This is a genomic window from Chloroflexota bacterium (genome assembly GCA_034717495.1).
Classification (GTDB): Bacteria; Chloroflexota; Anaerolineae; order JAAEKA01; family JAAEKA01; genus JAYELL01.
The window spans coordinates 63748-87246 of sequence record JAYELL010000025.1 but is presented as its reverse complement, the minus strand read 5'-3'; the positions used below and the strand labels follow the sequence as shown (position 1 = coordinate 87246).

Annotated in this window: 19 protein-coding genes; all 19 read right to left on the bottom strand. The window is 54.6% G+C overall.

Features of this window, described 5'->3' with window-relative positions; all coding sequences use genetic code 11:
- Positions 1-10: 10 nt before the first annotated feature.
- The 19 genes from U9R25_05220 to U9R25_05130 all read right to left on the bottom strand — a co-directional run bounded on the left by U9R25_05220 (position 11) and on the right by U9R25_05130 (position 23488).
- On the bottom strand, positions 11-1111 hold the full coding sequence (locus U9R25_05220) for a glycosyltransferase family 4 protein (protein MEA3335289.1): 1101 nt from the start codon (positions 1109-1111) through the stop codon (positions 11-13).
- A gap of 173 nt (positions 1112-1284) precedes the next feature.
- A complete protein-coding gene (locus U9R25_05215; protein MEA3335288.1) occupies positions 1285-2496 on the bottom strand; it encodes a glycosyltransferase family 2 protein in 1212 nt (403 codons plus the stop codon).
- The gene (locus U9R25_05210; protein ID MEA3335287.1) at positions 2493-3242 is read right to left on the bottom strand and encodes a class I SAM-dependent methyltransferase; all 750 of its coding nucleotides are present in this window, start codon (positions 3240-3242) and stop codon (positions 2493-2495) included. The genes U9R25_05215 and U9R25_05210 overlap by 4 nt, the downstream gene beginning before the upstream one ends.
- A complete protein-coding gene (locus tag U9R25_05205) occupies positions 3239-4693 on the bottom strand; it encodes a glycosyltransferase family 39 protein (protein ID MEA3335286.1) in 1455 nt (484 codons plus the stop codon). Before U9R25_05205 ends, U9R25_05210 begins: the two co-directional genes overlap by 4 nt.
- 6 nt (positions 4694-4699) lie before the next feature.
- The gene (locus tag U9R25_05200; GenBank protein MEA3335285.1) at positions 4700-5650 is read right to left on the bottom strand and encodes a glycosyltransferase family 2 protein; all 951 of its coding nucleotides are present in this window, start codon (positions 5648-5650) and stop codon (positions 4700-4702) included.
- Between the two features lie 70 nt (positions 5651-5720).
- The gene (locus tag U9R25_05195) at positions 5721-7154 is read right to left on the bottom strand and encodes an O-antigen ligase family protein (GenBank protein MEA3335284.1); all 1434 of its coding nucleotides are present in this window, start codon (positions 7152-7154) and stop codon (positions 5721-5723) included.
- Complete coding sequence (locus tag U9R25_05190) at positions 7151-8371, bottom strand: glycosyltransferase family 4 protein (GenBank protein MEA3335283.1); 1221 nt, start codon at positions 8369-8371, stop codon at positions 7151-7153. The genes U9R25_05195 and U9R25_05190 overlap by 4 nt, the downstream gene beginning before the upstream one ends.
- Before the next feature lie 81 nt (positions 8372-8452).
- Entirely contained in the window at positions 8453-9706 is a 1254-nt protein-coding gene (locus U9R25_05185; protein ID MEA3335282.1) for a glycosyltransferase family 4 protein, read from the bottom strand.
- A 28-nt stretch (positions 9707-9734) separates the two neighbouring features.
- Positions 9735-10988, bottom strand: coding sequence for a glycosyltransferase family 4 protein (locus U9R25_05180; GenBank protein MEA3335281.1), 1254 nt, complete (start codon positions 10986-10988; stop codon positions 9735-9737).
- A 39-nt stretch (positions 10989-11027) separates the two neighbouring features.
- Positions 11028-12227 (bottom strand): glycosyltransferase, encoded by a 1200-nt coding sequence (locus U9R25_05175; protein MEA3335280.1) that lies wholly within the window; start codon positions 12225-12227, stop codon positions 11028-11030.
- Between the two features lie 11 nt (positions 12228-12238).
- Positions 12239-13975, bottom strand: a complete 1737-nt coding sequence (locus tag U9R25_05170; GenBank protein ID MEA3335279.1) for a polysaccharide pyruvyl transferase family protein — start codon at positions 13973-13975, stop codon at positions 12239-12241.
- A 97-nt stretch (positions 13976-14072) separates the two neighbouring features.
- On the bottom strand, positions 14073-15320 hold the full coding sequence (locus tag U9R25_05165; protein ID MEA3335278.1) for a polysaccharide ABC transporter ATP-binding protein: 1248 nt from the start codon (positions 15318-15320) through the stop codon (positions 14073-14075).
- Positions 15317-16096: an ABC transporter permease gene (locus tag U9R25_05160; GenBank protein ID MEA3335277.1), complete on the bottom strand. Its 780-nt coding sequence runs from the start codon at positions 16094-16096 to the stop codon at positions 15317-15319. Before U9R25_05160 ends, U9R25_05165 begins: the two co-directional genes overlap by 4 nt.
- Positions 16097-16114: 18 nt before the next feature.
- Complete coding sequence (locus U9R25_05155) at positions 16115-17644, bottom strand: exo-alpha-sialidase (GenBank protein MEA3335276.1); 1530 nt, start codon at positions 17642-17644, stop codon at positions 16115-16117.
- Between the two features lie 7 nt (positions 17645-17651).
- The gene (locus tag U9R25_05150) at positions 17652-18044 is read right to left on the bottom strand and encodes an EamA family transporter (GenBank protein ID MEA3335275.1); all 393 of its coding nucleotides are present in this window, start codon (positions 18042-18044) and stop codon (positions 17652-17654) included.
- On the bottom strand, positions 18041-18691 hold the full coding sequence (locus tag U9R25_05145; GenBank protein ID MEA3335274.1) for a sulfotransferase domain-containing protein: 651 nt from the start codon (positions 18689-18691) through the stop codon (positions 18041-18043). The genes U9R25_05150 and U9R25_05145 overlap by 4 nt, the downstream gene beginning before the upstream one ends.
- A gap of 130 nt (positions 18692-18821) precedes the next feature.
- The gene (locus U9R25_05140) at positions 18822-20531 is read right to left on the bottom strand and encodes an O-antigen ligase family protein (GenBank protein MEA3335273.1); all 1710 of its coding nucleotides are present in this window, start codon (positions 20529-20531) and stop codon (positions 18822-18824) included.
- A gap of 1 nt (position 20532) precedes the next feature.
- A complete protein-coding gene (locus U9R25_05135) occupies positions 20533-22242 on the bottom strand; it encodes a radical SAM protein (protein ID MEA3335272.1) in 1710 nt (569 codons plus the stop codon).
- Between the two features lie 43 nt (positions 22243-22285).
- Entirely contained in the window at positions 22286-23488 is a 1203-nt protein-coding gene (locus tag U9R25_05130) for a glycosyltransferase family 2 protein (protein ID MEA3335271.1), read from the bottom strand.
- Between the last annotated feature and the right edge of the window lie 11 nt (positions 23489-23499).

The window sequence follows — 23499 nt, the reverse complement described above, 5'->3', positions numbered from 1 at the left end:
TTTCCGCAAACTACGCTGAAGCAACAACACTCTGATACATATCCAGTAAGATGCCGAATTCCAGAATGCGCTGCCGATCATACCACGCCCGACCCGCCATTCCCATGCGTTTCATTTCAGTTGGATCTGACAGTGCCTCAGACAGACGGTTTCCCAGAGCTGTGACGTCTCCTGGTGAAACGATCCAACCGGTCTCACCATCTATGACGTACTCCGCCAGTGCGCCGGTACGGGTAACAATCACCGGTTTCCGGAAATAATACGCCGCGCCAATCAAGGCTGATTGCGAAGCATCAAGGTAGGGCAGTACCAGCAAGCCGCACCGGGAAAAGAGGTCTATGGCCTCCCGGTCTTCTATTTGCCGGTTTCGCACCTCAATCCCTGGCGGATTCTCCTCTAGACACCTGGTTGGAAGTGCCCCATTCCCTGCCAGTACCAATCTGGGCGTGTGACTTTGAAAGGACGGTTCTTTGGTAACAGCGTCGAGGAGTTGGGCAACGCCCTTATATGGCTCGAAACGACCAAAAAAGAGCGCCCATTGTTCGTAGTTTACTTCACCATCCACCAATTCGGCAAATTCATCGTAGCTCAGAAACAAATGAAGCAGCGGGGTATAGCTAACCCGATCGGGCGCCATACCACCGGCCAGCAGCCGTTCCTTGTATATCTGCCCATGAACGAGAACATGGCTTGCGTTGGCAACGATGAGCCGGTTCCACAGCCGGATCAGTCTCCCGAAACGCACCCCAAAGTGGGGATCGAGATCATGCAAACTATGGATAACTGGAAGCCCCTGGGTTCGCAACCGACGCACCAGCAACACATTCCAAAGGTGAACACCGGTGATATGAACAACGTCCGGAACCAGGTCCCGAATCGTCCGCTCCAACACACGGTATGGTTCGATATGCAGTCCCTCGGAAGAAAATCCGGTATTGTGAGTAGTGATGGGAGCTTCGATGGTAACTGCAGGGCTGTATCGATCCCTCGGCAAGGTGGACGTCGTAACCAGACTTACATCATGTCCCGCCGCGGCCATGCGATTGGCGAGGTCCGCCGTGTACTGATGCATACCAAAGGTAGGCGAGGGCAATACGTAGACTATACGCACAGCAGGCCCACCTGGCAGCCCAAAACGCGGCCAACTCGAAGAGTCGTCACGAGTAAGGAGACCACGCACTGAAAGCACCAATTGGAACAAACAACCTGAACAACCCAATTATAACACACCGGTCAACCCTATTCGCTTTTGAAAATTACCTCTTGTCCATTCTGGGATAACAACTAGGGCTCAGGCTCGATCCGTTTTGTCCGAACCCAGGAAACACTTCCGTGCCGTACTCGCACTACAAGTCCAATCCACACGCGCCATAGCACATAAAATGGCCCTGCAATCATAGCCTTATAGGCATGGCGAGGTGCTCCTGTCATTGCCAACCCCAGGAAGGGGAATAGTATTGCCAGCAGTGTTAACAGGGCAGTGGCAACGATCCAGCCGGTAATCGGCAAACCAAGCATGAGCAGCAACCCTTGAACAAGCAACAAGGTAACGCAGCCGATTGCTATCAGTGAGAATGGAGGTAGCGCGAGTTCCAAAAACTTATCCAGGGCATCCAGGTTACCCTCACTCACAACCAGAGATCCCAATTTCCCGAGATAACGTTTTTGCAAATCGAATGCACCTCCGTACCAGCGCATGCGTTGGGGTGTCGCGTCGGCCCAGGCCGTGACCGCCTGTCCTTCAGAAACAGCATCAGGAGCGAAGCGAATGCGAACGCCCTGGGTAACCAGGAAAATACCGAAATCCCGGTCTTCCGCCAGGGATTCTGCACCGATCCAGGATTGCTCATCAAGAATCCCGCGCCGAAACACCATCGCGTCGCCCATAAGCCGGGCCGACAATCCGAGGTTTTCCTTGGCCTGATTGCGGATCCGGTTGTTGAGCTTCATATCGGCATCGGCCAGCGTACTAAACATGCTGCTGTCGGGGTTGGCGATGACATGTTTCCCCTGAACCACCCGGGAACCATCGGCCAAAACATGGCTGACCGCGGTCAAAAAAAGTGAATCGACCTTGCTGTCCGCGTCGAAAACAGCAATGATGTCATAGCCTATTGGATCAGCCAATAATCTTTTGATGAGCCAGTCCACGGCGAAGCCCTTTCGCCCGCTAGGCTCATCTGTACGGAGATGAGCAGTTGCACCCGCATCCTCTGCCACCACCGCAGTGTCATCGCTGCAATGGTCAGCAACGACATGGACATCAAACAACCGCTCCGGGTAGTCTATCTCCTGCATCTGCCGGACAGTGGCAGCGATCACATCCTCTTCATCGTGTGCCGGTACTGCCAACGCAAACCGGAGGTTGGGTTGTGGCAACTCATCGATATCTCCTGCCTGTTGGGGTTTGCCTGCGATCAACAGGAAATAGTGATAAGCCAGGCCGCCCGCGATGACCAGAGTGACCACAAAAAAAAGCAGATGGAGGACAATCATGATTTGCCGTTCAATTCCGGCGCCAATGATGATCCCTTTCTGGCGACAGCCAGCAAGGAGATACCGAAGGGAACCGGCACCAGACTCTCGAATCGCCTGATCAACGGAACCAACTTGTTGAACAGCTTTAACTGGCCCGAAGGCGGTGTATCCTGCCTGCGAACACGCCCATTTGCAAACCATCCCACCGCGCCCAGGGCGTTGATGTACTTCAGTTTGACACAATTGATGCCAACCTCTCGAAACATTTCGGCTAGCAACGTCATGTCATAGCGCCTGTAGTGCCCAATGGAGCGATCGATACTTCCATAAAGCCACTTGTGGGCGGGAACGACCAGGATCAATACACCACCTGGTTTCAGAACATAGGCCACATTCTCAAGAGCGGTCTCATGATCGTCTATGTGTTCAAACACGTTCAAAGAAAATACCGTGTCGATCTCGAATCGTTTGAATTTTCGAAAGCGGGGATCGGTAGCGTTTGCGACCTGGGCGTGCATATTCGGATAGGCACCGTAGGTCTTGTTCACGGCAGCGACACTGGCCGGCGAAACATCGGTGCCAATATATAAGTCCTTAGCAGTTAAATGCCGTGCGAAATTACCCAGGCCGCAACCGACATCGAGAACCCGTTGGCCGAAAAAAGGCCTGATCTCGTCGTAGAGCCAGCGGTCGAGCTCGTCGATCAGAAGTCGATCTTCACGCACCTTTTGCAGGGCAACCTCGTCAAATTCCATTGCGTTCATGAGCCTTCCATCGGAAAAACAAGGTCAGGATTCTGCCGCTTTTGCTTTCCCGAACCGATCTTCAACACTCTCCACAGGAGGTCATCGATGGCATAGGCGGCGAAAATGATGAGAAACACATCTACCGGTAACCGGTAGCGTACGTTTGCCCACGACGCAATATGGATGGCCGTATAGACTATCATGTAAGCGCCAAGCAGCGCAAGAAATTCGCAATGAAGATGAGCACAGGCCATCGAAACGGGATCCTGGGTGTCTGCGACTTGTTCCGATTTGCCGATTTTCGCCCGCAAGAAGGCAGTGATCAAACCGTAAATCATAAAGGGCAGAAAAATGCCAAAACTGAGAACCCGGGCCGCGTTGCTCAGCGTCGACGAGGTCCCGGTAGGCCAGAAAAGGAAGTATACTGGGAAGCGGCTCAAGGAGAGCTGTAGATAGCGTGTCGGATCCTCCAGCACGATCTGTATTCCACGGGCCAACAAGGCACGGTCCAGCTCCGCTTCGTTGAGATGGCGCAGCTCGGGAGGAATCAATTCCGGGTAGGTGATACCGCTGGACTCATAGATGACGGGCACAAAGGTTGTGCCGTAGATGGGGTGGTTGCTCCAGAAGAAATTGAAACCAACATTGGTATTTGGCATGCTTACCTGACCAAAGGCCCGGTAGTTCCGGATCACGAAAGGCAAAAGTGCCAGCGCTGTTACAAAGGCTGCAACCGCCAGCGCCAGGATGGTGCCCTTGAGTTGATTTCGTCGCCATGCAATCCAGAGTAGCCACAAGCCGAGCACTGGAAGGAAAATCACGATCACTTGACGCATCAGGAGTGTGAAAGCCATCGCCAGACCCAACTCGAGCCCCAGACGCAGCATGTGCCTTTGTGAACAGGTCAACTCCCCGGCACTGCACCCTTCTGCCTGGATAGCCAAACGCATTGCCACATCGATAGTCCACAGTATTCCGACGATATAGAGCGACTCCGTCATCAACGAGGCTGCATAGTTGATGAAATAGAAGTAGATGGCAGCAATCAGGGCCGCTATGAGGCCCACGCGTCGATCAAATACCCGCGCACCGATACGATATACCAACCAGGGCATCACAATGCCCACCAGGATAGCCTGGATGATTCGCGCGACCAGAGGCTCATGGCCGGCCAGGCTGTAAATTCCGGCCAGAAACAGGGTGAAGAGATAGGACCAGAAGGCAGTTGGCTGATTTGCCTTGGCATACGGCCATGAGTCAGTGGCAAAGCTGAAACCGTGGCCGTCCATCACTCGCAATGCCAACGCATCGTAGGATATCTGGTCGAAGGTCCCACCGCGCACCTCTTCGATGCTGTTTCCAAGGTAGAAGGCGACAGCAACCCTCAACAATACTGCGAGAATAATGATGAGAAGCAGGGGTGCCAGCGCTTTTACTTTTCCATTCTGGCTATTCAGTCGTTGTTTCATAAAGGATCAATCAAGTTCTCGAAGCAATCGACGGTATGTTTTGCCACGGGTGCGCCATGGCTCGCTTATCAGGCCACTGGTTGTCGCCACCATGGCTCGCGGTGCATAGGCAAGGCTCACGAGGACCTTGAACCGGCGCGCTCGGCCAGCTCCACCGAATTTGCGGAAAAACTGAAGTTTGCTGCGATAGAGTTGAATATACATATCCTCGGCCATCTGACGGCTACTGGCCTCACCGAAATGGGTTACCACTGCTGCCGGCACGTAACAAAGATTCCAGCCATCGCGTGCCAGTCGATAACAAAGGTCAACTTCCTCAGTATACATAAAGTACCGGTCATCCAACAGGCCGGTTTGCTCCAGGGCACGGCGACGCACCATCAAGCAGGCGCCCTTTATGACATCGACGAGACGAGGCGTTTCTGTATCCCACTGCTCCTGTTGATAGCGTGCAAGGGGCCAGAGTTTCTCCAGAAAGATCAAACGCCAGAACTCCCGCGCCGGCGTCATCATCGGGTGTACCGAGGGTTGAAGCGTTCCATCTTCGTTCAGCAATCGAGGACCGACTGCCCCAGCCCTGGAATGATCTTCCATGAAAGCGACCATTCGCTGCAACGCGCCCGAATGCACCACCGTATCGCTGTTCAGCAGGAGAACATAACGCCCTCTGCTATAAGCGATAGCCTGGTTGTTGGCCATGGCGAATCCGATGTTCCGGCTGTTTTCAATCAGCTTAACCTGTGGAAACCTCCGGCGCACCATCTCCGCGCTGCCATCACTGGAAGCATTGTCAACGACGATGACCTCAATATCGAGGTTACGGGTACCAACCTCAACATGCTGGCCCAACCCGGTTTCTGACAGCTGGCCGCCAGGTACTGATTCCAGACACTGAGCCAGAAAATCACAGGTATTCCAGTTCACAATGATGACAGAAAGATCTTTTTTTGAGGTCACCAGGGAGAATCCTTGCGGCAAACACGACCAACGGACGTGTCATGCAGACAGTGGAAATCGCAAACCAAACCTATGCCCCCGGCGGGCAAGCTTCAGGCGCCGGCATCATTTGCTCAAGAGCCACCAGCCCTCCCAGGAACAGCCAGACAAGGACACTCGCCTGAAAACCATGAAACCCTATATTGTAGACGAACGGCAGAATCCAGTCCGCGAACATCATCAAAACCAGTGCCCCAACACCGGCCGCCAGCGTGCCATTTACGTAGCCTGCCGAAAAACCCTCCAGGTAACAGCTGCGCAGCTTACCACCGATTTTGCTCATCTCCCAAACAAACCAGGCAAAAAGTACCAGGCCAACGATGCCAACATGGGAAAAGAGATCGACAAAGTTGTTGTGAGAGTTCACCTGAGGCGCCACCCAGAAGGCGTTACCGTATTTCAGCGGCTCCATTGCGGCATATTTGCGATACGCGGCAGGTCCCAAACCTGTAACTGGATTGAACATTGACACTTGCATCACCCGCTCGATCAATGCAATCCGCGAGCCGCCTGTGGTTTTCCACTCTGTATCCCCACCGGCAAAATCCCATAGGGCAGGGAAAAGAGCGCCGGTGGCTGCCAGGGCAAGTACAAAGAGCACCAGGAGCCAGCGCACACGCGGAAAACGAAACCAAATCAGCACTGCAAAGGCGGTTCCCACGCCGCCCCAGGTCGATGCCGAGTCGCGCGACAGAAAGAACGCATAATTTACCACCGCAAGCAGTGAGACTATCAGAAAAATGCGCCATCCAGCGGACAGCTTGCCATTGAAAAGAAGTTGTCCACCGGCCAAAGCGGCGATCAACATCCAGAAAGGGGCCCGAATGAATGCAATCGTCGAAATGTCATAGACCAGACTTCGTGTGACCGGAATGAGACTGAGAATGGCCAGGCCGCCGCTCACTACCAGAAAAGCAAAGGTCAGACGCTGGAGCCACAACTCGTCCTTCACCAGATTCGCAGTCAACAGAAACGCTCCGGCCGAGAAAGCGAAGATCGCCCACTGGGCCATCTGCACCAATAGAAAGTTACCCGAGCGGGGTACCAGCGGATTCCACAGAACACTTCCCACCAATAATGAGATCAGACCGGCAATTACGAAAGCTATCAGCGGCTTGTTAACCGCCGAAGGGACCAATCGGACATCCTTTTGCAGGATCATTACCAGGACCCACAAAACCAGGAGAGCAGGGATAACCAAAGTAGTTGGGTTTATCTGTACGGTCGTCCCTGTGTTGATTTTTATGGGTCCCACAAGAGCTATGACCACCAGGGCCAGCAGGCCGATCAATGGCTGCTTCAACACAAGGGTCGCGCCGATTCCAACGACCAACAGCCCAAGCCATAGTATTGACGCTCGCTGACCCAGGAACCAGGCGGACGCCAATACGCCGACGATTACCATGATGATCAGCAAGTTTCGATTGGCTGTAAATTGCCGCACGTCACGGTTGGATAGATTCATACTAACTTGTCCCGCTCAGGGTCCTGGCACTCGCGAGTAGTCTGTTCAACCAACGATACGAATTGCTGCCCTATCCTGGACCAGTCATACTGCTGCTCGACCAGCTGGCGTGCGTTGGCGGACAATTCATCTCTCAACGCGTCCTCTTGCAGCAACCTGATGGTGGCCGACGCGAATTCCAACGGACTGTCGGCCACCAGGATATGCTTGCCGTCCACGACGTCCAGGCCTTCTGCACCCTTTTTTGTGGCTACCACTGGCGTTCCAAGTGCCATCGCTTCCAACACCTTCAGCCTGGATCCACCACCTAGCCGCAAGGGCACAATACAGACCCTGGCTGCCGCTACCAATGGCCGAATATCGTCGACATACCCGCTGAGATGGACGCCGCCGCCCAATGGCAGGGAGTCAACATCAACACCCTTGGTCGATCCCGTGATGGTCACCTGTGCCTGTGGCACCTGTTGGCGCACCAGGGGGAAGACTTCCGAGAGAAAGAAAGCCATGGCATCATGATTGGTGTAATAGGTGAGAGCTCCGTTGTAAATCAGGCTATCGGGTACCACCCCGGCCAGCCCGGGATGATTGTGCTGACAATCTACACCATTGGGAACCACGGCCACAGGACCGTCGAAGCGAGGCAACATCCTGAGCGTGGCATCCCGATCCCTCTCCGATACCATGGCACAGAGATCAAACTGGGAGAACAGCTTGTCGTCATAGCGGCGCCGTTTTTGCAGACTCACCCAGGCCTGCATTTTGCCAGGCAAAGTTGTTTCATTTTGGTACCGGTCCAATGTCCAGATGGTGTGAAAATTGTGCTCCTGTAGAATCTTGCAGGCATTCCTGGCCTGGAGGGCATAGGTTGCCATCACTGTTGTAGACGCAATTACAGCATCAAAGGTGTTGTCCCGGAGGATTTTTTCCACCAGCGCTTCCATCTCGGGCACCGGTTTATCGACAATGGGCGCGGGGGACAAAAACCTGAAAATTTCAGCCTGCTCTCCCCGATCGAACGGATCGATCGGGACCACCTCAATCTGTGTGCAAAACTCATTCAATGGCTCTGCTCGATCGGGAGTGGCGGTGTCAAAAGCGAAGGCCACCAATGTCACATCGTGAGTCCTTCCTAATTCTCTTAACAGGTTGAAGTCCCTGATTTTTGAGCCATTATCAGGTGGGAACGGGAACCACGTTGCCAGGAATAAGATGCGCATGAGTTGCAAGAATGTCACAATGTCATGATGCTACAATGTCATGATGCCAAGATATCATTTTGACATATTGACATGGTGACATTATGATCCGTCACTGGTCGCCAGATTCAGCAGATTCTCGATCTCGTCGACCATATGCTCCAGGCTATACCGCTGAGCGACCAGATGTTGGCCTGCTTCAGCCAGTTGAATTCTGAAATCGTCGTTTTCAACCAGGCCTCCAATTTGGTCAGTGAGTTTTTTGCTGTCACCGACCGGAAACAGCAGGCCCGTTTTGCCATGCTGGACGATCTCTTCGGTTCCGCCAGTAGGCGTGGCGACAACAGCCAGCCCGCTGGCCATTGCTTCCAGGACTACCCGGGCAAAGGGCTCCTGATGAGTAGTCGGCAACAGCAGCACATGGCTTTCAGCCATAAGCGCCGGCATCTGTTCCCGCGGCAACCAGCCAGTGAAAACGACTTGTTCCTCTATCTGGTACCGCTTTACCAACTCGTCCAGTCGCTGCCGGTAATCCGCCGGACCAGATCCTGCAATAACAAGGCGGACGTTTCCGAGGCCCGATTTCTGAACCGCCAATCCGACCGCCTCAATGGCTGTATGCACACCTTTGTCATCACTGACACGGCCGGCCTGCAGGAAACACATTGGCCCCTCGCCTAACGGCTGCACTGGTTGAAAAAAGGAATCGATCTCCACGCCGTTATAGATGACCTTCGTCCAGGAAGGCAATGTTCCGTCGTCGATTCCTCTCTCGCGCATGAAATTACTGACAACGCCCACGTGTTTCATCTCGGGCTGCAGGGGATGGCCTTCGGCTTGCATAGTGCGCAAGGCCCGATCGCTAAACAACCCTTTGAAGCGGGCCTTCCACGGGTTGGGGGGAACCAGGTCCCAATACCGCCAGAACTCGTCGGGTTCGGCCGGGGTAGAACTGGCCACCCAATAGGCCACGCCTGTATCCGGGAGTGCCTCCGCCTCCAGCGCCAGGGACCGGGGCAACCTTTGCATGTTCCAGATCGAGATCACAACGGGATCGAATTCGGCAATAACCTTCCTGAAGCATGCCAGGTCGTATTGTTCATCCGGTTGACGCGTCAAAAAGAACTGCAGCGTGGCACCAAGCCGGCGGTCGAAATCGGGCTGTAACCTCAGCAACCGATGCACATCGTAATCCACATCCTGTCCGACCGGCTCTTTTCCCAGGCCGTAAGTCGACGTCAAAACCGCAATTGTATGGCCACGCCCGGCAAGGCGTTCAGCGACATCCCGGCACAACTGCTCATATCCGCCCACTTCCAGGGGTGGATAGTAATTGCTCAGGAAAAGGATACGCACGACTTCCGGTGGCCTCCTGACCAGGTCTCTATGGCGAGACCGAAGAGGTCTGCTGCGCGGCCTGCACAGCGAATTCTTCGATTTCGTCGTACATGCGATTCTCGTCAAACTGCTCAAGGGCTAATTCCTGGCCAGCCTTCGCCAATCGCCTTGCCAGGCCGGGCTCGGAAAGCAGGCAGTCAATCTGATGAGCCAGATCCACTGCATCGCCAGCTTCAAATGTCAGGCTGTTTTGACGATGTTCAAGGAACTCCGCAGTGCCACCGGTGGTGGTGCTCACCAGGGTTAAGCCGGCCGCCATGCCCTCCATCATCATGCGCGCCAATGGTTCAGGCCATCTGGAAGGAAACAGCAGTACGTCGTGCTGGTGCAAAACTTGCGGCATCTCAACGCGATCGATCCAGCCGGTCATCGTCACAAACTGCTCAATCCCGGCATCCCCGATAATCTGGTGCAACTGATCCTCGAAGGCGGGATGCCCTTTCCCAACAAGAGTCAGGTGAACATCTCCCGGGCTGAACTTCTTGGAAAGCAGCGCAACCGCCTGTACCGCTGTATCCACACCCTTGTTGGCACCCAGGCTGCCCGCATACATCAAGCGCAATGGGGTGTGGAATCCCTTTTGGTCCAGGGGCGCATAGAACTCATCCAGATCGATGCCATTGTAGGTTACAGTTGCATTCGGTAAGGGGATACCACCTTCTCTCAGTATGTCCAGTACCGCCTGGCTCACGCATGTCACATGTCGGAATTCGAGTTGATCTTTCGAGCGGTTCTCCTGCCGTGCCAACGCCTGCCGGCTGATTCGTTGACTGAGCCATCCCGGCAACCGCTTGTTATCAACGAAGGCGCGCCAGTACTGGCTGTGCGGGTCCTCTTCGATGGGCCAATAGCCGCAGAAATAATAGGCAACCCGGCCGGGACATAGCTTTTCCGCCAGCGCAGCCAACTGCGGATTCAGCAGCCACATGCCCCACACCACCACAGCATCGGGCTGGAAGTCCTGAATATTCCGGGTTAGCGTCTCGAAGTTTCGTTCGTCGTTCCGTTGCGATTGCAGGAAATAGTCAACTGGATTGTAATGGTGGACATCGCTTTCCAGATACAGTTCCCGATGGATATTGGGATCATCCTGCTCAATCATTTCCTTTTGGAAGCGACTCGTCAAAACCTCCACCTGGTGACCGCGGTCAATGAACGCGCCCGCAATGTCGCGACACATCAACTCCCAGCCTCCCAAATGGGCCGGCGGATATAAATTGGATAAGAAAAGGAAACGCATTGATTTCTTCTCAATCGACAACAGCAACGAACTCAATCGTCAGGGCGACCGATCCAAAAACGATCTTCCCAGTTCTGCTCCTGACTGGCCCACCGACAACTTGACGAAACGCCGCAACACACCTTGCTGGCCAAGCAAAGCGGGATAGTGCCGAATCGCTCGGGCGATGCAACGCCGGGCCTGCGACCAATTGCCAGCCTGATCATTCAGCATGGCCATGGCGAGGTAAGCGTTGCCGTAAGCGGCGGGCCGTCGCGGCTGCAGAGTATTGCCACCTTCGTAAAACAGGGCATCCAACCGTCTTAGCAAATCTGCACTATTGGCATCGATATCCAACAATTGCGCCTGGCCTCGCAGACCCAAGGGCTGATCTCCGCAGAGCACTTCGTAGTAGGTGTCAAGGCGCTCCAGAATATCCGGATATATCGATATCGCCTGCTGCAGGTAGTACCACCCTTCGTCCATCTGACCTGCCTGGAAGTAGTTGAAGGCAACGGATCGAAAGGAAAATCCGTGGGCAAGTCGTGCTTCTTCGGTCCATTGATCGCGGTCACTGCCCAGTTCACCAAACTGCTTCCCGGTCAACGCAAGCCGGTAGTATTTATATTTGTCGGCATCCGCCACGGTATTGCCACTGTGCACCCTGTATCTTACCAGAGGTTCCGGCATGCCAACAATCCTGTGTCGCCGGGCGAAACGAAGCCACATATCGTAATCCTCACCGATACGGAACTGACGGTCAAATGGACCGGCCGATTCATAACAGCTTCGTTTAACGATAAGCGAGGAAGTCGTGAGGAAGTTATCCTCAATCAAACTGGCATATAACGCTTCGTCCGGTTCCACTCGCACCGATTGGGAAAGTGCCTTTCCTTCGCTGTCGATATAAACTCTCCCGCTGTAGGCGCCATCGACACCTGGATCACGCTCGATGCGCTGCACAAGGGTCGACAGGAACGCAGGCTGCCAGGCATCATCCGAGTCAAGCCAGGCGATCAAGTCGCCTTGAGCAACAGAAAGACCCCGATTCCGCGCAGCGGATACACCCTGGTTCTCCTGCCATACATACAGAATCCGGTCGCCATAGCTGCCAACGACTTCCTTCGTATCGTCAACGGATCCGTCGTCGACGACAATGACTTCCAGCGGCGGCATCTCCTGCGAGAAAATGCTGTCAAGCGCCTCGGGAAGATAGTCTGCTCGATTGAAGGTCACCACGATGGCGCTAACTGTGAGCATGACTCATCTTCTTAGTCCTGGTCCCTGCGGCTTTGCTTGAGTGTTCCTGCCACGTTGCGAGCAGCTGCCATCGACCAGGGAATCACCTGTTGGTTGATAAAATTGTTATCCCGGACCCGCCACACTACTTGACGCGATAGCGGCAAACCGGCAATCCACTCCCGTCGCACCTGCTGTTCCTCGACCGGATCATCGATGGCGCCATTGGAAATGTGACGGTAAAAGAGCCTGGTATGCCGGGGTTCGAGCTCACCCTCGTTCTGGGCACGCAACCAGTAGTCATAGTCGGGCAAGAGCGAGGTAGCATGGTGCATGCCAAGGTCCGACATAAGTGATGTCCGCAGCAGGAAACAGGGTCCAACCACGTTGCGCCGAAAGAGTTTGTAGGCAGGGTGTACTACTTGCCAATCCAAGATGCGATCATGACCACCGGTCACGAAATAATCCGAATAGACCATATCGCACATGCTATCGGCTTCCAGCCAGCTGACCATGCAGTCAATAGCATCCCGCGTGAAACGATCCCCGGAGCGGATCCAGGTCACATAGCAACCGTCAGCTTCTAGCAACCCGGCTTGCAGAAGATCGCCCGCCTCTGACTCGCGTTCCATTCGAATGATACGGATCTGGTCAGAATGTTCCGTTCCGAGCTCTGGCTCACCAGCTTGATTGGCTACAACGACCACTTCTACATTCTCATGGGTCTGGTCCAAACAGGATTGGATCGTTCGCCTGGTTTCTTCATCACTGCCCGTTACCAGAACGGCGATGCTGACCCTGGGACCAAGCCGTTCATGTGGTTGGGCGACGGCCTCGATATGTTCTTTGATCGCTGTTGCGTTGGCGTTGGCGGCCCGAGTCAACTCAGTCGTGGTCTCCCTCAACCGCTCGGCCATTTCCTCTTGCCTCTCGATGGCCGTCTGTACCAGCCCGGGCAGGAGGTCCCACTCCGTTGGCTCAAGCACGAAGTCGCCGAGACCGATATCAGTCATCAACCGTCGGACCTTTGGCGCATAGGCGATCGCGATCACGGGGATCGCCGATTGAATGGCGTAGACCACCGAATGAAAGGCGGTGCCAATCATCAGGTTAAGATCGGCATAAGAGCGCGGGTCAAAGCCATCCGGATACTGAGGATCCAGTTGTCGCAACAACCCGCCCTCAGAGAACTCGGGATGGGAAGAGAGCGAAATGCCCCGAAACTCCACCGGCAATTGTTGAAGAACATCGATCCAGTTCGTCAAAACATCCCCGGGAAGCCGACGAAGATTGACACCGCAAAGAGGTGATCGTCCTTCGACCACGGACCTGGCCCCGGCAATTGGCAACGGCTGAGAAAATGTGAGATCGGGAGCATAACGGGCTTTGGGATGATCCAGCAACGCCAGGCTGGTCTGATCCCGGACGTAGAAGAACTCACTTTTGTCCAACAATGCTCCCATCGCGTCTGCATAGTTAGGGGCCACGGTCTCGACACCCATCCCCGCAATGCCAATAGGAGTTGTAAGATATTCGCCCCAACTATCGAATCGGTCAAAGGGTTCGACAGGCCTCTCGCGCATCAACGTGCCACCGCCAAGGATAAGAAAATCAAGCCGATTTAGACGATAGAGCGTGTCCTCATTGACCTCAAAGCCGGTATCAATCGGCACGATGCGATGTGGCTTCATAGCGTGCGTCAGGGCATTCAGCATCGCCCAGTCACCGTGGTTATCGTGATGCCACCAACCTATTGCGCCAATATCCATGCGATTCTCACCCGGGAACTGTTTGTCCGATTTCGAGACTCCGCGAAACCCTGCGTGGGTCACGAAAAGTCTTTCCCCTGAAGCTGTGGATTTTCAACTAACTTCGATTCTCTTTCCCGACGTCCCATGCAACTGAGGGAACAAAAACCCCCGGCGGCGAAGGCAGGTCGCCTGCGTAGGCCTGAAATAACTTGGATTGTCCGGATGCGATAACCAGGGCATCGGATGAGTCGGTAATACGAACGAGCACGAAATAGGTGCCTGAAGTCAACTGCATGGGTGAAAAGGTCAAGACAAACGAACCTTCCCGATCCAGGTGGCGGAATCGAGGATCGTTTTTGGCGGCTGCCCTGGCATCAAGTGAACTACACAGTGTGCCATCGTCGCGTAATACGCGGACATCGATACGCCCGATTTCCCGGGGCGCCTGGGTACGGTAACGAATTGTCACTACACCAGACTGATGCGAATCGATGAGGTTCCTATCGTTTGGTGTCAGGGGAGCTACGTCGACATTCAGCACAATGACATCGGACAACACCTGGGACTGGTCCTTGTCCTGGGACTTGTCATTCGCCAATTCGGCAGTTCCCATGATTAGCCGTTCATAGTCTGCGATCACATCATCTGTGGGACCCTCTGACTGGATCTGTCCATGAACCAGGAGCAACGAGCGTTGACACATGTTGCGAACCAGATGCATGTTGTGAGAGACAAAGATAACTGTCGTGCCCGATTCCTGCAACTCCTTCATTCGTTTGATGCAGCGCTGCCGAAAGCTAATATCTCCCACTGCCAACACTTCATCAACCAGAAGCACATTCGGCTCGACGTAGGCAGCCACGGCAAAGCCAAGACGGACATACATGCCTGAAGAGTAACGTTTGACAGGGGTATCGATGAACCTTTCCAATTCAGAGAATGCAATAATCTCATCAAGACGCCGTTGAATCTCGTGGCGACTCAATCCCAGAATCGCTCCATTCAGAAAGATATTCTCCTTGCCAGTAAGTTCCGGATGGAATCCCGCCCCCAACTCGATTAAGGATGAGGAGCGCCCAAGCAGTGTAATGTTGCCCGATGTTGGCCTGGTAATCTTCGACAGGAGCTTCAGGGTGGTCGTCTTTCCGGCACCATTGGGACCCAGCAAGCCCAGTGACTCGCCAGGCTGCAACCGAAAGCTAACATCCTGCAATGCCCACAGAGTACGCTGTGCCTCTTCTTCCTCACTCCGCCGCTCGAAAAGGGATGACACCGTGCCGCGCAATGATCCAAACGCACCCAGTCGATAGCGTTTGGAAACCTTATCACAAATTACAGACCCCAATGGAAGTTGATCGGTCATATGATATCCGCAAATACCGGTTCTGTTCGCTTGAAAACCAGGTATCCTACCACAAACAGTATCACGGACACTATCGTGGCCAATGTCAGCGCTTGCATATTGGGCGCCTCACCATAAATCAGCACCCGTCGATATCCGTCGATGATACCGGCCATTGGATTCAGAAAATAGAAGGGTCGCAACTGTTCAGGTACGAAATCCACCGGGTAGATGATTGGCGTAGCATACATCCAGACCTGCGTCAATAAGGGTACGACGAAACGAATATCGCGGAAGAACACAATGAGCGCAGCGCCCAGCAAAATCACACCGATACTCAGAATGATCTGCAGCAAGAGCAGCGGGCCGAGCCACAAGGCCTCGATTCCTGGAAAGACCCGATAAATCAACATCAACCCGGCCAGAATCGCGCAGGCGATCAGAAAATCTACAAAGGCGGCTCCGATACTGGCAAGGGGCAGTATCTCCCGGGGAAAGTAGATTTTTGTGACCAGATTCATATTGTTGACAAGGCTGGGAATCCCGAAAGCCAGCGAGGTTGCAAAGAACGTCCAGGGGACCAGTCCAGTATAGGCAAAAACCGGATAGGGCACATCCCCGGTATCGATCTTAAGCAGAAAAGAAAAAACGACGGTAAAGACGACAGTCAGGGCCAGCGGTTGAATGATCGCCCAGGCAACGCCCAGGAAAGATTGTTTATACCGTACCCTGACTTCTCGCAAGGTCCATAGCCAGAGCAGGTCACGATACCCAAACAGCTCAGTGAAATGATGCATCCGTAATGCCTCAACGCGCTATCTGGCGCGAACACCCTTCCAAACGATCACACCAAGCACCAGGAGCAGCGAAAGTGTTATACCGGGTAGCACTGCGCCGAGCGGCGATGGCGGTGCAACGGGCGCGGGCGTCGGCCCGGCAACGCCCCGCTCCCGGGATGGTGCCACCGTTTCCAGCGGTTCTGGGGTTGGTGTAGAGATGCTAATCGTAGGCGATGGCTGCACAACTTCTTGTGGCGGAAGCCTCTCCATCACCGGAAGAGGTTCAACCCCGGAGACCTCCCCCTTCATATGCCATATCTCACCCCGTCGCAACTGGGTCCACACGATGTGTATCTCATTGCCCAGGCGAACGGCGGCTGCAGGATAGTGTGATGAGGGGCCGTAGGGTAGATCGGTTGCGATCGGAACAGTCGGTTGCCAGCCTCCCCCGGCGCCGGGGGCATAAAACAGGCCGACGGTGCCGTCAGACCGGGTACGCATGTTTGCGATCAAGTGGGGTTGCTCGGCGGCATCGAGCAGAGAAATGATATAGCCGTTAATGCCTTCCAATTCGGTCAGGATGACCGTTGGTTCACCCCAGGTTTCGCCCCCGTCGGTCGATATGCGCTGCAACCGGCCCTTGCCATCACCATCGGTGAAGATCACACGCAGTTCCTGGTCGGCAAACTCGGTGAGATAGGGCCACTCCACGAAAATATCGTCATCCTCTCGATAAGCGAGCCGGTAGGGCGTATTCCATGTAAGACCACCATCTGTGCTGCGACTATGATAGACACCTTGGCCAAAGCCTTGTCTCTGGAAGGTTGTCCAGGTAGCATGGATTCGGTCTGCACTGTCTACCACCAAGCGCACCTGCGAATAGCCACTCTCCAAACGATCCAGGGGAAGTGACAATGTCACTGGCGCCGACCAGGTCTCGCCGCCGTTGCTCGATTGCACGTAGTTGACTCCCGGCACATCGCGTCGGGCGCCATAGGCAACATGAATAACACCTTGTGAATCAACAGCAACAGCAGACTCGAAGGCGGAGCGGGCGCTGCCGGTTCCAACCACCACCGGTTTGCTCCACGACTGGGCTGTCTCAGCTACAGCCGCCGGCGCCGAACTGTAGTAAATGTTATCCAGTCCCGTCCACACTGCATGGAGCCGGTTGTTGTCATCGATTGCGACCGAAACATAGTCACCAAGGTATTCACCCCGCACGTACAGAACATCCCTTGGTTCGATCCATGATTGGCCGTCCCAGCGAGTATAGAGGATCGTATTACCAGGCCGGGCCATTTCGTCCTGCAGCATCGGTTCCCCACCCACCTCTTCACTCCAAAAGAGGTGGATATTCCCCATGCTGTCGGCGACAATGGCCGGGTGAACCGAGCTCTCGTCCGATTGGGATAAGTTGACCGGTTTGGACCAGATCACTGGTTGGTCAGCCGATACCTTGGCAGTGCCAGCCAGCCAGGGCACGGCAATTGCCAGCAGCAGACAAAGGGAAACCAAAGTACCAGCTTTGGAGCGGTTGTGGCGTTTTCTAAGCGATTCGTGCACTTTGTTTTTATGACGCCGTAGTGCTGCGCGCCACCAGAAGAATACCAACTACGATTACACCGATCCCTGCCCATCGAAGGAGGGGCACAGTCTCGCCAAGGAACAGGCGGGATATGATAGTAATCAACACAAAGTTTAAGGCAAGAAAGGGGTATGCCACGCTAAGATCCAGACGAGACAAGACGGCGATCCAGGCAAGCGCTCCTATCCCGTAAAACATCAGTCCGAGCCACACCAGGGGAGTGCGCAGAATCAAAGCTATCAGAGACAACACACCCTCTGAGACCGTCTCCTCAGCGCCCGGCTGGCTCATGCCCAGCTTGAGCGAAACCTGACCGGCTACCCCAGCTATCGTGGACACCAGGATCAGCCACAATGACGACAGAAGCTGTTGGTTCATTTTGACAATGAGTCTTCTCGAGTTGAGATTTGGTTCAGGTTTGCCCGATTTCGATAGAGTTGAGGATCGACAGCTGAGATCATCGCTTGCTCATCCAAATGCCCGCCCAGGAATCGATTCGCCTGACCTACGGATTGATGGGGGTTACTCACCACCTCGTTGTAATCTACATAGAGAACTGAGATATTCGGCTGACTGTTTAACCACAGATCCACTTTCTGAGTGTGCTTGGCAAACAAGCGGGCCATCTCCTCATCACTTACCCGATCGGTTGGTTCCCCGCGACGTTCCAGCATTCTCTTCTGGGATGCCAAAACTTCCTCGATACTGCGCTGCAGGAAGATTACGTTGTAGTCATAGTCAGGTGGCAGGTGTTCCAACAAGGCCGAGATTACTTTGACCACTTTTCCCTGCGCGTCGGATACCCATGATGTATCACCCTTATCAAGCTGTTTTACCCGTTCGAACTCATAGTATCCCTTTGGATTATCCTCGTCCGCGGTACGAATCTGGTCGGTTACCACCGTCAGGCCACCTGCTTCCAACATTTTCATCATCATCGACGTTCCAGATCGAGGCAAACCGGAAACGACGATCACAGGCAAGGAAGGCTTGGATTTTCTAAGGTTTCTGAATAGTTTTTTCATATGTTAGCAACCCACCAGGTCGCTTGCGAAAGCCAGTAGTTTTTTCGCCATCACAAGATGCTAGATACATCACGAACCCTCATGATAGTCTCCAATGCCAAAATGATCAAATTCCAGGGCCATGCCGATGTCAAAACCCGCCAGCTTCCCGTAACCGCTGAGCTCCTTCAGTCTCGCCGACAGTTTCGTACCACCATACCCTGGTCTGAAACTGGCCATGGCCGATGTCGACGCTGCGAAGAAAGGACGTTGCCAGGTCCAGATCGCCATCGATGGCATATACCTCGCCCAGCAGATGCCGGGTCACCGATTGACGAGGTGATGTCGCATACGCTGCTTCCAGGTACCATCGGGCCGCTTCATACCTGCCTCTTGAAAGCTCAATCTGCCCCAGTCGCCGGTTGCCGGTTGCATTCTTTGGATCACGATCAAGTGCTGCTTTGTATCGGGCAATTGCAGCTGACAGGTCAATATCAGGTGAGCGCCTGAGGGCATCCTGAATGGGCCACTCGGGCCAGCTGTAAGCGGAGAGTTCCCGCTGTGTTTGGGCAACGGCGCCCAGATTGGCTTGCAATGCAGCCTGACTGGAAGGTACAATCAACACTACACACATTGCCACGACGATGATCGATACACTCGTCAGTGCCAGGGTGACATTCTTGCTTCGCCGGAGTACCCTGGGTGGCTGCCCCAGGGCCAGTGCAAACCCGATGGGCAAGAAAAGAACCGGAAGCGCGTAGCTGGCATAAATACCAACGTCGACAAGGCCTTGCACCACCAGGGCGACCAAGGATGCTGCCACCGGTACGCAGAAGCAGCGGTTTTCACCCGACCGGTAGGCGCTTAGCAGACTCCACCAGGCCAGGACAAGCAACAGCAGAAAAAAAAGAAGCCCGGGTATTCCCTGCTCGATGGTGATCTGCAAGAACAGATTGTGCATATGGGTGATAAATCCGACATGCAACAACCGTCCATAGGTGGAGTAGACCATCATGGTGCTGCCCAGGCCGCTGCCCGTGAAGGGGTAATCTGCTACCAGGTTCATCCCGTCGCGCCAGAGCTCGGCGCGATTGGTGAGGCTGACACCAACGCCGATCGAGCCCAACGATTCGGCAAGAGTGGGGCTCGATGCCACCAGCCAGAAGAGGACAAGGACAAGAAGCCCCCCTGCCAAAGCAACCAGGTCCAACAGCAGACGCCGGCGCGGGAAGTTTTCCAGGCCTGGTCGCACTGCCAGGTAGAGGGCCACAGCCAGGCCGGCTGCCAGTCCGAGCCAGGCTGCTCGGGACTGCGTCAGGAATAGAATCAGAAACCCGAAGAGCAACGACAGGGCAGCGATGATCGCCACGGTACGCTTGTCGCGACTCCATCCCCAGAAAAGGCCCACAGCCCCCAGTGGAAGAAGAATCGCCAGACTGCTACCAGCCACATTGGCGTTGATATCCTCGGGAACCGGGATTGCGGGGCGATGGACCTGAAGCCAGAGGCCTGCCGCTTGGATCGGCGCAAATTTTCCCTGATTGCCCGCCCAGTCGAAGGTCAGAAGGAAATAGGCACCGATTGCTGCCCCAAGCAGTGCACAGAGCAGGCCAAAGATGCCCAGTATATCCATTCGTCCCCGCCAACCCATCCAGGCAATGCCGAGCATCAGTGCCACACCGATGGAGATGAGCGAGAACCGCATCCAGGCTTGTTCCCGGTCGTAGGCTGCCCAAACACCTATCAAAGCGCTAATGATCAAGCCCCCCGAAATGAGCAGTGGCAGTGGCCGAAAGAGAGTGACCGGCGAGTGTGGCCCAACGCCATCGCCCAGGGTTGGATCGCCGTATTGATGACTCAAGCTAGCTCCATACGTACTTAAGCGTCTGAACGCCGATACTCATGGCGCTCTTGAACCCCTCCCAGCTATTGAGGCCTTTAACAAAGGTCCACATCGGGCCCGGCCTGAAGGACCATTCCCGCGTGGCACGCTTCTGCCAATACTCGAGCCTTTCAGCCGACAGATTACTATAGTCGAGCACGGTAGACTGATCCATGTCGACCTCCTCCCACTTGGTACCCGGTCGAAACCAACCATTCTCCACCACATCGTAGAAGAAAGGGGTGCCAGGATAGGGTGCCGCAATGTGGAACAGGGCGATGTCAAGGGGCAGCATTTTGCTGTACGTGATCGTTTCCTGGATCGACTCCTCGGTTTCACCGGGCAGTCCAATGATGAAATAGCCCCAATTCTTGATTCCGGCTTCTCTGGCCCACACAAGTGCATCGTAGGCCTGTTCCTTGCGATAGCCCTTGCGAGCCCGTTTCAATATCTCCTCATTGGCGCTTTCGATTCCCCAGGAAATCATGAAGCACCCGGCTTGCCCCATCAGTTGCAACATTTCCGCGTCAACGAAGTCGACACGGCTGTTGCAGGTCCAGGTCACCTTCAAGCCATTTTCGATGATGAGATTGCACAAAGTTACAACTTGCTCGCGGCTGACCGTGAACAGATCGGCGTACATATGAACATTGTGAATCCCCAGTTCTGAAAGGATAACCAGTTCTTCGTATAGCTTCTCTGGCGAGCGCAGGCGAACGCTGTTCTGGTACGACACATGTTTGATGCAATATTTACAACCTGCAGGGCAGCCGCGGCTGGTCACGATGAACGTAAATGGGCCCTTCAGCATCGGCATATGCTGCTTTTCATATGGCAACAGATGGTGCAGTGGCATGGGCAGATCGTCCAGATCGGGAAAAAAGGGGCGATCCCGGTTGATTATGATCTCATTATCATACCGCCATGCAAGGCCCAGAATACCGGCAAGCGGCGACTCCATGGCCGATGCCGTCGTTGCCTTCCCTATTCGTTCAAGTGTGGCAGGCGCGAACGGTGACAACTGCAGCTCCAGGTCGCTGTCCCTGGTCTTGCGTGCCGTGGTGCCTCTGGCCAACCTGGTGTCTTCCACCATCTTGGCGACGTGAGGGTCACTGGGTTCCTGATCCTGCAAAGTATCCAGTAGTTCGCGTAGTGTGGCCTCCGGTTCGCCGCGCAGAATGAAGTCCAGCGCAGGAAAAGGGCGCATGGTCTCGAGGGTCATGGGCGTGACGTGGGTTCCGAACGCAATCGTCTGAGACCCCAAGGATTTGGCCAGAAAGACACCATACATATCGTTGCGCAACGTCGGCGCCGTAACCTGAGTAAGGTAATACCTGGGATATTTTTCTTCCAGCAAACGTTCGAATTCCTGCCAGGACATCCTGCTCGCGATGGCATCAACGACCTCGACAGTATAGTCTGGGGCCAACAAGGCAGCCATTTGAGCAAGACCGATCTGAGGCCATATCATGTTCTCCCGGCTGCGTCGGCCTACCCGATGCTGGCTGCGGATCCATATCCCACCATCGGGTGATGGTGGGTTGACGAGCAGAATATCTACACCGACCGGGGGACGTGCTGACGAGGTCAGTGTCTCCACGATGGCACCGGCATCAGGAAAACTGGACGGGCGCAGTGCAGGCATCCGGCGAGTACCCAGATTGCGCTTCAGTTGGTCTTTTTCAGTCATATCGAACTCTCCACTTTCACCTCAGACGTTATCCCCTCAAACACTAAAACTTGGTACCAAGGTCCTTAGCTGCCAGCGCATCACGCTCACTCAACTCCTCGAGAACCCGCATCAGAATCCACGACATGACAAACTGGAGTCCCAAGAGAAAGAGTACAGCGCTGAGAAGGTAGTAAAACCACATCTTGCCCGCGGGCCAGCCGTTGAGCGCCATAATCAGACTCGCAACGCCCAGCAAAAGCCCGGCAACGCCCAAGAGCAATCCCATCCACCAAAAATGGCGATCCAGGGATGGATCAAAAATCGGCTTACCGAACAACCCCTGCTTGACGGGGCGATGGTGAAATAGAGACACGAGATAATTGAAAGTTGCCCCCAGGTTGAAGAGACTGACTCCGGTCATTGCCAATATCATCATCGAAAACAGGGCAAACGCTCCAATAGGACCGACCTCAGTCACCCCGCTAAGCCGGGCAACGAAGGTGACCAGTGCGATCACGCCTGCCAGGCCCAGTGCAATAAGACCCAGGCCACCCAAAATTCGCACAGGATTGTAGTTCATCGCCGTCCAGGTAATGGTCTGGACGTAGCGAGTTCCATCCCGTACGACGCTAAGCTTGGAATCGCCCACTCGCTCGCTGTAGGGAATCGGCACCTCCACCATGTGAATATCCTCGTGAAGGGCGCGAGTACTCATGATCGGTGTGAAGTTGAGGCCATCGGGCAGCGGATAGAGCTTCTCAAGGGCCTCTCGACGGAAAACCCGCATACCGCTGGCGCTATCAGTGATCCGTTGACGGCTGAGAATACTGATCATGCTGGCAAAAACGGTATTGCCGATACGGCGGGTCATTGGCATATCGCTGTCAGCGCCAGCCATTCTCGACCCCACGACAATATCGTTGCCATTTTGCAGCAAAACCTGGCACAACTGAGGGAAATACTCGGGCGGATAGGTGCCATCAGCATCAAGAAAGCCCAAAAACTCACCTTCGGCTGAACGAAAACCCGATTTCAGAGCGGCACCATAACCTTTGTTCACCGGATGCTGCACAAGCTTTACGCCCGGTGTGGATTCCACGATCTCAGCGGTGCGGTCGGTGGAACCGTCATCTACCACGATCAACTCCAGATCATCGACGCCCATGGACGCCAGGTCGGAACCAACCGCCAGCACCCGCGCCATTATTTCCGCAATGCCGTCTTCTTCGTTAAGAGCCGGAATGACGACGGAAAGTGTTGTCATGGAGAAATCTC

Coding starts and splice junctions, on each gene's coding strand:
- U9R25_05215 (MEA3335288.1), bottom strand. CDS start 2,496: ATGATTGTCCTCCATCTGCTTTTTTTTGTGGTCACTCTGGTCATCGCG.
- U9R25_05180 (MEA3335281.1), bottom strand. CDS start 10,988: ATGCGTTTCCTTTTCTTATCCAATTTATATCCGCCGGCCCATTTGGGA.
- U9R25_05170 (MEA3335279.1), bottom strand. CDS start 13,975: ATGGATATTGGCGCAATAGGTTGGTGGCATCACGATAACCACGGTGAC.
- U9R25_05205 (MEA3335286.1), bottom strand. CDS start 4,693: ATGAAACAACGACTGAATAGCCAGAATGGAAAAGTAAAAGCGCTGGCA.
- U9R25_05210 (MEA3335287.1), bottom strand. CDS start 3,242: ATGAACGCAATGGAATTTGACGAGGTTGCCCTGCAAAAGGTGCGTGAA.
- U9R25_05135 (MEA3335272.1), bottom strand. CDS start 22,242: ATGACTGAAAAAGACCAACTGAAGCGCAATCTGGGTACTCGCCGGATG.
- U9R25_05175 (MEA3335280.1), bottom strand. CDS start 12,227: ATGCTCACAGTTAGCGCCATCGTGGTGACCTTCAATCGAGCAGACTAT.
- U9R25_05145 (MEA3335274.1), bottom strand. CDS start 18,691: ATGAAAAAACTATTCAGAAACCTTAGAAAATCCAAGCCTTCCTTGCCT.
- U9R25_05130 (MEA3335271.1), bottom strand. CDS start 23,488: ATGACAACACTTTCCGTCGTCATTCCGGCTCTTAACGAAGAAGACGGC.
- U9R25_05150 (MEA3335275.1), bottom strand. CDS start 18,044: ATGAACCAACAGCTTCTGTCGTCATTGTGGCTGATCCTGGTGTCCACG.
- U9R25_05190 (MEA3335283.1), bottom strand. CDS start 8,371: ATGCGCATCTTATTCCTGGCAACGTGGTTCCCGTTCCCACCTGATAAT.
- U9R25_05195 (MEA3335284.1), bottom strand. CDS start 7,154: ATGAATCTATCCAACCGTGACGTGCGGCAATTTACAGCCAATCGAAAC.
- U9R25_05160 (MEA3335277.1), bottom strand. CDS start 16,096: ATGCATCATTTCACTGAGCTGTTTGGGTATCGTGACCTGCTCTGGCTA.
- U9R25_05165 (MEA3335278.1), bottom strand. CDS start 15,320: ATGACCGATCAACTTCCATTGGGGTCTGTAATTTGTGATAAGGTTTCC.